Origin of the sequence: Hydrogenophaga sp. RWCD_12 (assembly GCF_046604225.1) — a bacterium.
Taxonomy (GTDB): domain Bacteria; phylum Pseudomonadota; class Gammaproteobacteria; order Burkholderiales; family Burkholderiaceae_C; genus Hydrogenophaga.
Genome location: NZ_JBKIXC010000005.1, coordinates 264,306 through 276,786, shown reverse-complemented (window position 1 = coordinate 276,786; position 12,481 = coordinate 264,306). Strand labels below are relative to the sequence as shown.

The 12,481-nt window shown below is 61.0% G+C and carries 15 protein-coding genes; 1 reads left to right on the top strand and 14 read right to left on the bottom strand.

Translation table 11 applies throughout. The features are described 5' to 3' along the window. Positions 1–79: 79 nt before the first annotated feature. The 10 genes from ACLIJ1_RS19890 to ACLIJ1_RS19845 form a co-directional block, all read right to left on the bottom strand. Positions 80–802, bottom strand: coding sequence for a hypothetical protein (locus tag ACLIJ1_RS19890; protein WP_411367293.1), 723 nt, complete (start codon positions 800–802; stop codon positions 80–82). Between the two features lie 190 nt (positions 803–992). After that, complete coding sequence (locus tag ACLIJ1_RS19885) at positions 993–1,679, bottom strand: hypothetical protein (protein WP_411367292.1); 687 nt, start codon at positions 1,677–1,679, stop codon at positions 993–995. A gap of 85 nt (positions 1,680–1,764) precedes the next feature. After that, a complete protein-coding gene (locus tag ACLIJ1_RS19880; protein WP_411367291.1) occupies positions 1,765–2,307 on the bottom strand; it encodes a demethoxyubiquinone hydroxylase family protein in 543 nt (180 codons plus the stop codon). A 124-nt stretch (positions 2,308–2,431) separates the two neighbouring features. Further along, positions 2,432–2,827: a hypothetical protein gene (locus tag ACLIJ1_RS19875; protein WP_411367290.1), complete on the bottom strand. Its 396-nt coding sequence runs from the start codon at positions 2,825–2,827 to the stop codon at positions 2,432–2,434. A gap of 130 nt (positions 2,828–2,957) precedes the next feature. Beyond that, positions 2,958–3,389, bottom strand: coding sequence for a DUF4826 family protein (locus ACLIJ1_RS19870; protein ID WP_411367289.1), 432 nt, complete (start codon positions 3,387–3,389; stop codon positions 2,958–2,960). Positions 3,390–3,997: 608 nt separating this feature from the next. Next, positions 3,998–4,432, bottom strand: coding sequence for a hypothetical protein (locus ACLIJ1_RS19865; RefSeq protein ID WP_411367288.1), 435 nt, complete (start codon positions 4,430–4,432; stop codon positions 3,998–4,000). Between the two features lie 100 nt (positions 4,433–4,532). Further along, entirely contained in the window at positions 4,533–4,985 is a 453-nt protein-coding gene (locus tag ACLIJ1_RS19860) for a DUF4259 domain-containing protein (protein WP_411367287.1), read from the bottom strand. A 102-nt stretch (positions 4,986–5,087) separates the two neighbouring features. Further along, complete coding sequence (locus ACLIJ1_RS19855; protein WP_411367286.1) at positions 5,088–5,435, bottom strand: hypothetical protein; 348 nt, start codon at positions 5,433–5,435, stop codon at positions 5,088–5,090. 99 nt (positions 5,436–5,534) lie between these two features. Next, positions 5,535–6,080, bottom strand: coding sequence for a hypothetical protein (locus tag ACLIJ1_RS19850; protein WP_411367285.1), 546 nt, complete (start codon positions 6,078–6,080; stop codon positions 5,535–5,537). 110 nt (positions 6,081–6,190) lie between these two features. Next, positions 6,191–6,547 carry a DUF6794 domain-containing protein gene (locus tag ACLIJ1_RS19845; RefSeq protein WP_411367284.1) on the bottom strand — a complete coding sequence of 119 codons (357 nt, stop codon included), beginning with the start codon at positions 6,545–6,547 and terminating at the stop codon, positions 6,191–6,193. Positions 6,548–6,920: 373 nt separating this feature from the next. On the opposite strand from ACLIJ1_RS19845, the gene ACLIJ1_RS19840 reads away from it, so the two are divergent. Further along, positions 6,921–7,472 carry a hypothetical protein gene (locus ACLIJ1_RS19840; RefSeq protein ID WP_411367283.1) on the top strand — a complete coding sequence of 184 codons (552 nt, stop codon included), beginning with the start codon at positions 6,921–6,923 and terminating at the stop codon, positions 7,470–7,472. Between the two features lie 12 nt (positions 7,473–7,484). On the opposite strand, the gene ACLIJ1_RS19835 is transcribed toward ACLIJ1_RS19840, so the two are convergent. The 4 genes from ACLIJ1_RS19835 to ACLIJ1_RS19820 all read right to left on the bottom strand — a co-directional run bounded on the left by ACLIJ1_RS19835 (position 7,485) and on the right by ACLIJ1_RS19820 (position 12,464). Then, the gene (locus tag ACLIJ1_RS19835; RefSeq protein ID WP_411367548.1) at positions 7,485–8,297 is read right to left on the bottom strand and encodes a transglutaminase-like domain-containing protein; all 813 of its coding nucleotides are present in this window, start codon (positions 8,295–8,297) and stop codon (positions 7,485–7,487) included. Positions 8,298–8,312: 15 nt separating this feature from the next. Beyond that, positions 8,313–8,705 (bottom strand): cupin domain-containing protein, encoded by a 393-nt coding sequence (locus tag ACLIJ1_RS19830; RefSeq protein WP_411367282.1) that lies wholly within the window; start codon positions 8,703–8,705, stop codon positions 8,313–8,315. 172 nt (positions 8,706–8,877) lie between these two features. Continuing rightward, on the bottom strand, positions 8,878–10,098 hold the full coding sequence (locus ACLIJ1_RS19825; RefSeq protein ID WP_411367281.1) for an efflux RND transporter periplasmic adaptor subunit: 1,221 nt from the start codon (positions 10,096–10,098) through the stop codon (positions 8,878–8,880). Continuing rightward, complete coding sequence (locus ACLIJ1_RS19820) at positions 10,095–12,464, bottom strand: ABC transporter permease (protein WP_411367280.1); 2,370 nt, start codon at positions 12,462–12,464, stop codon at positions 10,095–10,097. Before ACLIJ1_RS19820 ends, ACLIJ1_RS19825 begins: the two co-directional genes overlap by 4 nt. Positions 12,465–12,481: the final 17 nt, after the last annotated feature.

Sequence of the window (12,481 nt, the reverse complement as noted above, 5' to 3'; positions counted from 1 at the left end):
CATTTGTGCATATAGATTTGGACCCCGTCTGGCACATCCCGATCTAGGCTCTATTTGCCAAGAATCACCATGCAGCTACTTAGCAATGTATTTGCCAACCGTTGTTTCTCGACGCAACGGTCGCATTTGCCCGGGGCGCCGACGATTTGGCTCTTGCCTTGTATCGAATGCCACACTCGTTTCCAAAGTTTATGGCATCAAGAACCAAATCAGAGTCCCGTTCAGCAAACAGGAGCTTCTTCGTGCGAATCAATCGAAGAGTTTTTGGGCTGAAAAGCGACTTAAGGACCTTATCCTCGTTGACGACCGTAAACTCGTCCACCCAACCTGCCTTGTTGTGTTCAAAACGAGGGAGCTTAAGTGTGAAGTCAGGATTGACGAAAATTTCCAGAATCGGTTGGTTATCGTCGTAGGATTCGAAACCATCAAACCACCCATAGCGAACGGTAGCTCTGACTCGAAGCTCTCCCTTTGTGTATACCCACCTAACAAAGGGGTTTCCTTGCGTCGTCCCGGTTCCGTCGTTTATCTCAACGTGTTCAAGCGAAACACCGGCAGAGGCGTCTGGGAAGACCACAGTGTGTTCTACCCCGTCGAGCGTGACAAAAGTTGCCCGCGCATCGGAATCGCCCGTCTGCTTTTGTCTGATGAAAGTTGTTTCATAGACCCCTTTCTCAACATATCTTTCAGCTCGAACTAATTTATCGGCACTGGAAGCTGATTGAGGGCAGCATAGAGCAACCATCAGCAACATTGCTGCAAATTTCAGGTGCAAACCAATGGTCGTCTTAGGTCGAATCATAACTTCACCAATTCTGATCAATGTCAGCCAATCACTACAAATCAGAAGCGTTCTTTCATCGCATTCGGCATCTCACGATCTTGACGCATAACGTTGGAGCTAAGGGGCTGGAACCAGCTGGCCGCGCGAAGCGATGATGAACTGCTGAGCGTAGCGCGGCCAGCTGGTGGAGGGCCACTTGAGCGACCGGTTAGGCCGCGACGAACACCTCGCTCGGGCGCCGCCTCGTGATTGTCGACGGGTACGACGCGCGCCGAAGCACATAGCATTTTTGTGACGGCAAGTCATAGAAGGCTTCGTTCCATGGCTGGGCACCAAGACGCTCAATGAGCGATAGAAGGACGCGCTCATTCAAGCGATCTCGTTTCCGCCGGGCTTCATATACCTGGATGTCCTCCTCCGGAAGCGGCACGCCACCTTCGTAGAACGTCCAGCCGGTGTCTTGGCGACCACAGTAGACCGAACGCTCAGTGACAGCCCCATTGACGCAGGCCCGGTACGAGAATGCGGCACCTGACTGGAATGTAGTGTCTTGGTCGTGCGCTGACCAATGCAAGGTTGTCAGACCGTGATTCGTGGTCAAGCCGTGGCACAGAGAGTCGTAGCCATCGCATAGCCAACTATTGTTCCAGAGCACACTCCAGCGAGATTTCGTTGGCAAGACGAAAAAGCACGTGGGAACGTTGGTGAACTCTTCGCAGGACTTGATCGCTTGATCAATTGAAGATGCTGTGAGCCAAAGCCCTTCGATCTGCTCGGCACCAAGAAAACGACGTAGCTCCTTCTCAACCGCATTCGCTGCCGCTTCGATGGGGGCTTGAACAAGATCGAGCGACTGAGTGGCTGGCCAGCAGCTTGCAATGGCGGAGGTGCGCATGGTCTGGATTTCGCGGCCTAACGTTTGACATGAGAGGCTCGACCCGGCTTGCCGGGGCGAGTTCTCTCGATGGAAGGGCTAGGCCTCAGGCGCGCATGCCGACCCATATGACCGCCTCCGTGGATGCCGAGACTACGGGCGACAGAACCCGTGGCAAAAACTGACCAACTGTAATGTGAGAGGCAGACTGATCGTGGTGCTGCCGCTCCTCCGCAACGATGGACTCAATGGCTTTGACTGCAGCTTCGTCTTTCCCTTGCAGCAGTTCGAGTTGGTGTTCCAGATGGCGGAGGACGACGCGCTCTACTGCCACGGTGGTTGCGGCGATTGCTTTGCGACCAAAGAGCCCCGTGACTAGACCGAGTGTGAAACCGCCGATGCCACAAAGCCAGTAGCTACGGCAGCGAGGACGATTGCGGCGCAGAAGCTCTGCCCAGAAGATGGCTCGGTGCCCCTCTTCGTGAGACTTGAACTCGGCTAGTTCGGCAACCATGCCTGGCGCCGTGATTCGAGCAAAGAAGATTTGCCCGGCATAGATGTTTACGGCGCCGTTCTCACCCGCATGGTTGACCTTGAGAACGCGCGACGCGAACTCACTGTCTTCGCTGGCTGATGGGAAGGATTTCATGAGGCCTACCGTTTGAGCTGAGCGGGCCGACGCCGGAATGGCGCTTGGCCCGCGAAGCGGATGATGACAGCGAGCGCTTCGCGGGCCAAGTGCCAGGCCGGTGGAGGTCCGCTCCAGCGAAGGGTTAGGCCGCAATCTCGGTGTACGCGGGGTGGCCAACGAAGATTTGCGCAAGCACGGAGGCCAAGTGCTCGTGCTCGGGCGGACTTAGTTCGAACCGAAACACGAACTCTCCATCGTTGCCGAGCTGAGCCTGAGCAAGTGCACCCAGAGAGAGTTGCAGCTCTGTTCTCGCTAGGGCCACTCGTTTGACTTGGCCATACCAGGACCAGCGTTGATCGTTGATCTCAACGTAAGGCAGGTCGTGCCCGAACTGGCGATCCTGCTCAGTGGGAGCTCGGCTCAACTGGACCAGCAGGTAAGGCGCTCCTTCTGACAGCGCTCTGCCGCCAATCGCGACTTGCCAGCCCCAGTCTTCCTCGGAAGCAGAGACTGCGGAGAAGTGGTGCACGATTGACATTTGCTGAAACGAGCGCGAATTCACTGTTGCCTGGCTCGGGGTAGCCCTTGCGGCCTAACGTTTGACATGAGCGGGGACAAGACGGCTCAGACGGCGTGGCATCCACTCGATGGAATGGTTAAACATGATCTTATTCCCAAGCCTCGGCGTCGTGGACCCACTCAAGAAGAAGCTCGGCTCTGGATGCCAACATTGGGGCGAGTTCTTCATCTTGCTGCCCTGAGCCGATTCGGAACGTCGGATGCTTCTCGCCACGTGCCATGTACTCGGAGGCTTCTCGCCAAAGTGAGGCAATGGCTTGAACAGCCTCTCGTGGAGACTTTGCATTGGCAGATGAGACATAGTCGTTCGGCAAATCTCCGGAGATTGCCCACCAACCGACTGCCCCTGGAGTCGACAGGCTCTCAATAGCCCAGACGGAGACGTATGGGCAAACGTGCCAAGCCGGCCACTCACCAACTTGGCCGTGGATCAATCCTTCGCGACGAAGGTAGTCGGCAACTTCTTGACGTCGCTCGGCACACCATTGAGCCTCTGTCTCGGGATCGTCGTAGTCGCTCATGATGATGTCTAACGTTTGAGCTGAGGGGCCGGAACCGGAATGGCGCTTGGCCTGTGAAGCGGATGATAGACAGCGAGCGCTTCGCGGGCCAAGTGCCAGGCCAGTGGAGGTCCCCGCTCGAGCGAAGGGTTAGGCTGCATTGCTCGCTTGGCTGGTAGGAGTGCGAGTGTTACGGGTCGACTCTTGATTCGACACGACCATAGCCAACGATGTTTCCTCCCTCGCGGACAGTGAACGTTGCACCAGGGACGACACCAACATAGGCAGCGGGCGTGTTGGCCCAGTACACAAGCGCGAGTCCTACGGAGGCTTCCTCTCCAGGGCGAAGCACCTGCGGACCTGAGACGACGACTACGCCCAGGTACGGCTCAACCAAGGTGTTCCCACTTGCGACGACTGCGCGCCGCTGGCTCGTGGGAGCAAGAACGATGTGCGGCCGATACTGCGCACCGGCAATACCTCTCCCGTTGTCGAGTTCCGGCAAGAGCGTGACTTTGGCAGAGACGATGGGCAGCCTTGGTTCCATGCGGCCTAACGTTTGACATGAGGGGCTTGACCCGGCTTGCCAGGGCAAGTCCCCTCGATGGAAGGGTTAGGTGGCTGTGCCACTAGATGCCTTGTGCGCACGGATAGACATCGTGAACTACGCTCAACCCAAGCTCACCACAAGCTATAAGGAAGTGCGGCGAAAGCTCGACAGCGTAGTTTCGATGGCTGAACGATGCGACTTGGAGATGGAGCCTTGCTCCCTGCTCGCGCAGCAGCAGCAGGAACGCCTTCTTAGGAGCAAGTACTTCAACCACGCTTGCGAGGATGTCTTCTGCCAAGTCGTCGGTGGACGCGTAGTCGTCCCTTTCGAATGGATCAGAGTGCCAGTAGCTTTCGGCGTGCACTCCCGAGAGCTTTCGGCCCTTCGGCGTAGTCCGTTCTGCTCTGGCCATTGCAGCGTGCTTTGCCTTCAACCAGAGGTTTTGGGAAATCACTTCCGGATCGATGTTTGGATGCCAGATTCTCAGGGCGACAGAGAAGGAGTAGCTTTGCATGTACTTGAGACGCCTAACGTTTGAGATGAGAGGCATTACCCGGCTTGCCGAGGCATGTCCTCTCGATTGAAAGGTTAGGCATACCGGCGAGCATGGTTGCCTATTTGGCTAACCTAGCTTCCAGTTCCTGGATGCGCTTCGCCCACTCGTTCTTCTTACCTTCTGCCCAAAGTTGCTGCAGTTCGGAAGCTTTGGGATCTTTTACTCTTGCCAGCGCCTGCCTTGCCTTGGGTGCAAGTTCAATCAGCTTAGCTGAGGGTTGCTTCTTGAGCCACTTACTTAACTCAGGCGGAAGACTTGGACTCGGTTTTCCGGACGCTGCCGCAATAACCTCAGACGCGGCAACAACGGCCGCCCCTTCGGAAGCCTCAATGAACTTCGCGTTGATTGCGTTGTTGAGCGTTGCCGAAATGGTGTCGACGCAGGCGCTTTGGGTGCACTGACTTACCCAATCTAGGGCATCGTCGTTCTCGAAGCTGCCATCGCCCCAGGCGCCAGACAGCGCAGATACTGAAACTGCGATGGCGGCCAGTGCAGTAGCGATACGTTTCATGGGATGCCTAACGTTGGCCGTGAGTGGGCCGCAACAGCGCACTCAGTTGGGAAGATTGGCGACCACGCTGGCCGCCGTTGGGGGGTCCATTCGACGAACCTGTTAAAGCGCATACGCAAACTGCTTGGTGAACACCGTAACGATTATGACGATGATTGCCAAAAGCATCAGGACTCGAACAGCGCTAGGCATCTTCTGCCAAAAAGAGAAGCCCAACAGCGTTGTGCCGCACCACTCAAGGCCCAGCCAAGCCGCCAGTCCAATCGGGATGCCCAATACCCACCAGCGAAATGAATCCCAAAAGGTACCACCGTTTTGCGGGAAAAGCAGACCAAGCGCCGCCGCAACACAAACCAAGACGAGCAGCACCAGCGATGCGACCTTGACCCGTTGATGTGTCCGACTGGCAAAGAACATTGGTACAGATTTTTGCGCTTTAACGTTTGCCATGAGGGGCAGATGGAGGCGGGCGAAGCCTGCAGGAGGCCGTCCCCTCGATGGAAGGGTTAGGCTGCAGCTGCACGCCAGCAGCACGTTGAAACTTCGATTTCATTGGCTCTGGATGAGATCTTTGGTCAGCTGAGCCCATGCCCCAGCGAACTTTACGAACGAAGTCAAGACCTCAAAGAACTCTTCGGCATCTTCGTTTGAAAACTTCTCCAAGTATTGGAGAGCCTGTTCGTCATAGTGATAGCCGATCCGGTTCCGATAGTCAGCGTACTTGTTGATTCGGTGTACTTGGTGGGTGATTTTAAGATGCTCGATTTCCTTGTTGGCCTTGACCAAGCCGTACGGCTTCCGTGCGGCAATGCCACGAAGAAGAGCGGTGCCGGCGTTGCTGTACCAGTTCCTGGCTTCATACAACTTCGAAGAGATATCTGACATGCAGAGCAGGCGAGCAATGCCTTCGCGCTCGCATTCAGCGTACGCAATCACAAGCCGACAAATATCGCAGTGAATGAGCGCGGCCATAGCCCATGCGGACTTTTCTTCAGGTGGCACGTGCGAGAACTCAGGAGCCTTGAGCGCCTCAAAGGCGCGCGCGGCATTCCTTGAGGCACCTGCCAAGGCAGTTCGATTCTTTTCAGTGCGCATGACCGGAAGTTCTGCAGCCTAACGTAGAGCTAACCGGCGCTGCGCGGCTTTATCGCGCAGCGTCCTGCGACCAAAGGGAGCGAGGTGGAGCGCCAGGTTAGCCCGATCAGTCACTTCTGCAATTCCTCCCAAACCGCCTCGATGATTTTCATTGATGCATCATCGGGATGGCAAGGCTTTCCACATGCCGACAACAGAAGTTTTTTGTTGCCTCGCCACAATCCGTAATAGTTGCGAATTCCTGTACCCCAACCGTGGTGATACTGAATTAGATCTTCTTTTCTTGTGTTCTTGACCAGCAAACGATATTTTTCGGGAAGACGAGAAATGATCATTTGCATCGCAGCCTCAACAGTCTCGGGCCATTTGTCTGGGCCAAGACCTTCTGACTCGTCAGCAAACGCAGACGTGGAGAAACAGAGAAGCACTGATACCAGAAGAGATCGTGTGCGTTTGACGATGCGCATAAGAATAGGGCTAACGTAATGTATCCCGCAGAACCTGCGGGATAAGCTGGACGGTGCGGGATATTCTGGTCACACCAATCTCCGAACAAATCAATCAGATCAAGGGGTTGGAGGCCATGACCTGATTTGTATACAGGGATAAGTAAACCACGAAACCCGGCATCCACTTCCCCCCAAAGACCCCTTCGCGCGGAGTCTCGTACGCGGGCATCAGCCCCTGTGTTCGCTGACGCACGGAAATCGACTGGCATCGGGCAGACACTGGGACTGTCGCCTAGTTGAATGCTGTCTGAACCGCAGCATCTCGCAGGCGCAAGGCGGAGGATTCGCTTCCCCCATTCCCATCCCGATTCCGACCAGAAGAGAGCACCCCATGAACACCCTCCATCTTTCCCGTACCTCACTGCTGGTTGCCACCCTGCTGACGCTGCCGATGGCCTACGCCGCCACCATGACCGATGCGGACTACAAGGCCGGCAAGACCCGCATCAGCGCGGACTACAAGCAGGACAAGGCCGCTTGTTCATCACAGACGTCCAACGCCAAGGATGTCTGCGTCGAAGAGGCCAAGGCCAAGGAGAAAGTCGCACGCGCTGAGCTCGAGTACGGTCACTCCGGCAAGGCGGCCGACGGCAACAAGGTGCTGGTGGCGAAGGCCGAATCGGCTTACGCCGTGGCCAAGGAACGCTGCGACGACAAAGCCGGCAACGCCAAGGACGTGTGCGTGAAGGAGGCCAAGGCGGTCGAGACCAAGGCGCTGGCCGACGCCAAGATGGGCAAGGAGATCGGCGAAGCGAAGAAAGACGCGGCCACCGACAAGCGCGATGCGGACTACAAGGTGGCGGTCGAAAAGTGCGATGCCCTGGCGGGCGATGCCAAGAGCGGCTGCGTCGCTGCGGCCAAGACGAAGTTTGGCCAGAACTGAGATCGCTGCACGCTACGCGGTGCCCACGACGTCGGTCCAGACCTTGAAGCCTTCCAGCTTGTTGGGCCCGAAGGTGCTGGACAGCGCCACGTCGCAGGCGTCGCGGCCGCGGGCAATCAGCACGCGGCCGATCCGCGGCACGTTGTTGCGCGCGTCGAAGGTGTACCAGTCGTCGCCGAGATAGGCCTCGAACCAGGCGGCGAAGTCCATCGGGCCGTATGGAGGCTCGGTGCCGACATCGCCAAGGTACCCGGTGCAATAGCGCGCCGGAATGTTCATGCACCGGCACAAGGCAATGGCCAGGTGGGCGTAGTCGCGGCAGACGCCGCGGCCTTCGTTGTAGGCCTCCATGGCCGTGCGCGTGCTTCGTGCGTGGTGGTAGCCGAATTCAATGTGGTGATGCACAAAGTCGCAGATGGCCTGCACCCGGGGCCAGCCCAGCGGGAAGGCGGAAAACCGCTGCCACGCGATGGCGGACAGCAATTCGGTTTCGCAGAATCGGCTGCCCAGCAGGTAGATCAGCGTGGAGGCGGGAAGGTCTTCCACCCGGGACTGAAAGGCCTGAGGCACCACGATGTCCACAAGACCCGAGTCGTTCACCACGGCGTTGCTGGTCAGCACCAGCCGGCCCTGTGGTGCGACTAGGCGGGTGCAGCGGTTGCCAAAGACATCCTGGTAGCTGGTGGCAGGCACGAACGGATCGGTCACCAGTTGGTCCGGCACCACCAGATCGCCCGCCCGCGAGTGGTGGATGCTCAGCGCCAGGATCACCGGCGTCGGCTGGACGAACTCATAAACCATCTCGAAACCCACACGCAACTGCAACATGCCGTCCTTCTTCTATTCGGTGGTCTTGCCGTCAAAGTGCTCGGTGTCGGCCTGAGCATCTTCCCGCGTGTGGTGAATCACGCCGTCACGATGGTTCGGCGGCGCATAGAGCGTGTACAACTTCAGGGGCTCGGTGCCCGTGTTGATGATGTTGTGCTTCGCACCTGCAGGGACGATCACAGCATAACCAGCTTGCAGCGGTGTCCGGACACCGTCAAGCACGGCCTCGCCAGTGCCCTGCTCGACCCGGAAGAACTGATCCAGCTGGTGAACTTCCGCGCCGATCTCTTCATTGGGTTTCAACGCCATGACCACAAGCTGGCAATGTCTGGCGGTGTAGAGCACCTGACGGAAGTCCTCGTTTCGAATGGCAATCGCCTCGATGTCCTGTACGTAGCCCTTCATGGCACCTCCGGTGAGTGGTTGGACGGCATCACTGCAGTTGGAGACACTGGCAGACACGCCCAACGCGCCGGCCGCATCACCGCAATAAAGACAGGACGTTAGCCCCGTCGCTCAGGGTCGTCTGTGCGGTATCAGACACAGCCTCACCACAGCCAGGTGACGATCCAGCGAATCAAGGTGCTGCCCGGTTCTTCACCGGCTGCCCATCCTTCATCCCGCTTCCCGGATACAGCACCACCGTCTCCCCCGCATTCAGCCCGTCCTTGACCCAGGCGCTGTCGGCGTTGCGGTCGCTGAAGGTCACGGCTCTGGCACGTGCCTTGCCCTCTTCCACCACGAACACCTGCCAGCCCTCCCCCTGGCGCACCAGCGCCGCAGAGGGCACGAGCAGCGCGCCGTCTTTGGACGACACGGTGATGCGCGCGTCGACGCGGAAGCCGTCGCCGAGTTTCTGCAGTTCTTCGGGCGGCGCCTTGAGCGCCACGGTGACGTTGACGCGCTGTTCTTCGATGCCCAGTGCCGAAGTCTTGGTGAAGGCGACCGGATCGACCCGCGCGACCTGCCCGGCCAGCGGCGGCTGGTTGCGGCCTGAGGACAGTTGCACGGCGGCGCCCGCAACGATGCGCGGCGCGTCGCCGGAGAGCACGTCAATCACGGCTTCCATCGCGCCGGTATCGCCGATTTCGAGCAGCGCCTGCCCGGCCTGCACCGGTTCGCTGCTGTCCTTGTGCAGCTTGATGACGCGGCCGTTGACCGGGCTCTTGAGCGACCACAGCCCATGGGGTGCATTGCCCGACGGTTCGGCGCGGCCGAGTGCGGCGCGGGCTTCGCCCAGCGCATGTTCGGACGCCGCCTGTTCGGCCTGCGCAGCCTTGAGCGCCTGCGCGGCGGCTTCGCGGGCAAGGCGGCTCTGGTCGCGGGCGGACGGAGCGATGAAGTTCTCTTTGGCGAGCTGGGCCGAGCGTTCGGCGTCGAGCGTGGCCTGCGACAGCGCAGCCTGCAGGCGCAGCACATTGGCAGCGGCGCTGCGGGTCGCGGCTTCGGCGCTGCCCACGCGCTGCTGCAGGACCTCGCGGGTGCGCGCGTCGATCAGGCCGGGCGCGGCGGGCGCGAGCACGGCGACCACGTCGCCCGCCTTGACCATATCGCCGACCTTGAGCGTGGGCCGCTGCAGCTGCGCGGCGGTCGGCGCGGTGACGAGGTAGCGGTGCTGCAGGCGCAGCTGACCGTCTTCTTCGATCACCTGCTCGAAGCGGCCCTGGGCGACAGGCGCCGTCTCCACATCAAGCGGGCGCGGCCGGTAGGCGGCCCAGACCAGCACGGCCACGGCGCCGAGCGCCGCGATGCCCACGCCCCAGCGGCGGGCCGGGCTCCAGGAGTTGGTAGTTTTCATTCACGCACCTTCAAGACGGAAACCAGGTCGAGCCGGTCGATCTGCCGGCGCACCAGCAGGGCACTGGCCACCCCGGCGGCCAGCACGATGAGCCCCGCCGACGCGTAGGTCGAGGGGTTGATCACCACCGGAAAATCAATCGCGTCGCTGGCCATCAGCGCCATCATGGCGCTGGTCAGCGCGTAGCCCAGGCCGGCGCCGATGGGCAGCGCGATCAGCAGTTCGGCACCCAGCTCGGCCAGCAGCAGCACCGAGACCTCGGCCCGCGTCATGCCCAGCACGCGCAGGCTGGCCAGCTCCCAGGCGCGCTCGGAGAGCGAGATGCGCGCCGCGTTGTAGATGATGCCGACCGCCAGCGCGATGGCGAACACGGTCAGGATGCCGCTGAAGATGCCAAGGTTTTTGGACGTGCGCTGGCTGAAGGCTTCGTAGGAGCCGGCCTTGTCGAACACCGACGAGATGGTCGGCGCGCTCTTGACCGCGGTCCAGAACGCCGTCATCGCGGCGGGGTCGACCAGCAGCGCCGCGTCGGCCACGCCGTCGCCATCGCCGGCCAGCCGGTTCATCGCGTCGAGGTTCATGAACAACAGCTTGCCGAACATGGTGTGCACGATGTCGACCACCTCGATCTGCACCTGCCGCCGGTTCCAGAGGCGGAAGTCCAGCGTGATGCGGTCGCCCACGCGCGCGCCCAGCTCGCGCGCCAGCAAACCCGAGAGCACCACCCCGTGCGTCGGCATCGCGACGGGGCCACGCTCTTCGTCGATCACGCGCAACAGTTGCGCGTTGCCGACATAGCCGCTGAGCGCCGTGTCTTCGCTGCGCCCGCGCAGGCTGACCTTGACCGGCTCGGTGCGGTAGGGTTCGGCGTCGATCACGCCGGGCAGCCGCTGCAGGTCCTGCACCACGTTGGGCGGCACCGGGCGGCGGAAGTTGACCAGCACGTCGCCCTGCTGCACCTGGCGGTACTGCACGTCGGCGATGTGGCCGATGGCGTCGAGCCAGGCGGCGCCCGAGATCTGCAGCGCCACGGCCATCGCGATGCCGGTGATGGTGAACAGGGCGCGCAGCGGCCGGCGCTCGACCTGACGCACCACCATGCGGGCGCCGGTAGAGAGGAAGCGGCCCAGGCCCAGGCGCTCGACCAGCGTGCGCGAATAGGCCGGCGGCGCGGGCGGCAACATGGCCTGCGCCGGGCGCAGCCGCACCACGGCGTGGATCGCGGCCCAGGTGCCGGTCGCGGCGGCGAGTGCAGCGATCAGCACCGATGCCAGCACCAGCCATGGACTCATCACGTAGACCAGCCGGTTGAAGCGGAACACTTCGTCGTAGAGGGTCAGCATGCCGCGGCCGATCAGCTCGCTCATGCCCAGCCCGGCCACCACGCCCAGGCCGGCGATGACCAGCGCGAGTTGCGTGTAGTGCCCGGCGATGGCGCCGTCGGTGTAGCCCAGTGCCTTGAGCGCGGCGATCTGGCTGCGCTGCGTGGCGACCTGGCGGCTGAGCACGACGTTGAGGATGAACATGGCGACCGCGAGAAAGATCGCCGGCAGCACCGTGCCCATGACCTTGAGCGAGGCGAGTTCGTCGTCGACGATCTTGGCCGAGAGCTGGCCGTCGCGACCCACGGCGCCGACGCTGCCATAGTCGGCCAGCAGACGGTCAACCTGCGCGCGCACGGGGGTGACCGGCATGCCTGCGTGCAGGCTGAGCGAAGCCTGGTTGAAGGCGCCCTCCATGTCGAACTGCTCGGTCAGGCGCTGGCCATCGATCCACCAAACGCCAAAGGCCGAGTCGTCAGGCGCCCCGCCCTGCGAGGCAAACACGTATTCGGGCGTGATCGCGGTGCCGACGATGAGGATGCGCTCGCGCCGGCCGTTGAGGATGGCGTGAACCACGTCGCCGGGTTTGAGAGTGCGCGCGGTCGCGAAACGGTCGCTGACCAGGGCTTCAAGCGCACTGCCGCGCTCGGGCCAGCGCCCGCGCTTGAGCGTGAGCGCGTTCAGGCCCTGGCGCCCGGCGTGCACGGCCGGGAGGTCGAGCGCGATGAAGCGGCCGGTGACGGGCGGGATCACGCCGGGCAGGTCGATCTGCGCGTCGAACAGCACATCGAGCTTCACGTCGGCCACGCCGTGGATCGCGGCCAGCCGCTCGCGCAGATGCACCGGCGCGCGCTTGACACCGACGAATACGTCGGCCAGCTGGTTGTCGCGGTAGAAGGCGTCGCGCGAGGTCTTGAGCGAGTCGTGCACCGCGAACATGCCGACGAAGCCCGCGACGCCGATCGCCACCACCATGGCGATGGTCAGCACCTGCGCGCGCAGCCGCGTCAGGTCGCGCCAGAGCTTGGTGTGAAGGGTGGTCAAGATGGCACCCTTCGGCC

What these genes read in the sequence shown, in the direction of transcription:
- ACLIJ1_RS19870 (WP_411367289.1), bottom strand. Translation starts at nt 3,389, where the DNA reads ATGAGCGACTACGACGATCCCGAGACAGAGGCTCAATGGTGTGCCGAG.
- ACLIJ1_RS19890 (WP_411367293.1), bottom strand. Translation starts at nt 802, where the DNA reads ATGATTCGACCTAAGACGACCATTGGTTTGCACCTGAAATTTGCAGCA.
- ACLIJ1_RS19850 (WP_411367285.1), bottom strand. Translation starts at nt 6,080, where the DNA reads ATGCGCACTGAAAAGAATCGAACTGCCTTGGCAGGTGCCTCAAGGAAT.
- ACLIJ1_RS19880 (WP_411367291.1), bottom strand. Translation starts at nt 2,307, where the DNA reads ATGAAATCCTTCCCATCAGCCAGCGAAGACAGTGAGTTCGCGTCGCGC.
- ACLIJ1_RS19840 (WP_411367283.1), top strand. Translation starts at nt 6,921, where the DNA reads ATGAACACCCTCCATCTTTCCCGTACCTCACTGCTGGTTGCCACCCTG.
- ACLIJ1_RS19825 (WP_411367281.1), bottom strand. Translation starts at nt 10,098, where the DNA reads ATGAAAACTACCAACTCCTGGAGCCCGGCCCGCCGCTGGGGCGTGGGC.
- ACLIJ1_RS19865 (WP_411367288.1), bottom strand. Translation starts at nt 4,432, where the DNA reads ATGCAAAGCTACTCCTTCTCTGTCGCCCTGAGAATCTGGCATCCAAAC.
- ACLIJ1_RS19875 (WP_411367290.1), bottom strand. Translation starts at nt 2,827, where the DNA reads ATGTCAATCGTGCACCACTTCTCCGCAGTCTCTGCTTCCGAGGAAGAC.
- ACLIJ1_RS19845 (WP_411367284.1), bottom strand. Translation starts at nt 6,547, where the DNA reads ATGCGCATCGTCAAACGCACACGATCTCTTCTGGTATCAGTGCTTCTC.
- ACLIJ1_RS19885 (WP_411367292.1), bottom strand. Translation starts at nt 1,679, where the DNA reads ATGCGCACCTCCGCCATTGCAAGCTGCTGGCCAGCCACTCAGTCGCTC.
- ACLIJ1_RS19860 (WP_411367287.1), bottom strand. Translation starts at nt 4,985, where the DNA reads ATGAAACGTATCGCTACTGCACTGGCCGCCATCGCAGTTTCAGTATCT.
- ACLIJ1_RS19855 (WP_411367286.1), bottom strand. Translation starts at nt 5,435, where the DNA reads ATGGCAAACGTTAAAGCGCAAAAATCTGTACCAATGTTCTTTGCCAGT.
- ACLIJ1_RS19830 (WP_411367282.1), bottom strand. Translation starts at nt 8,705, where the DNA reads ATGAAGGGCTACGTACAGGACATCGAGGCGATTGCCATTCGAAACGAG.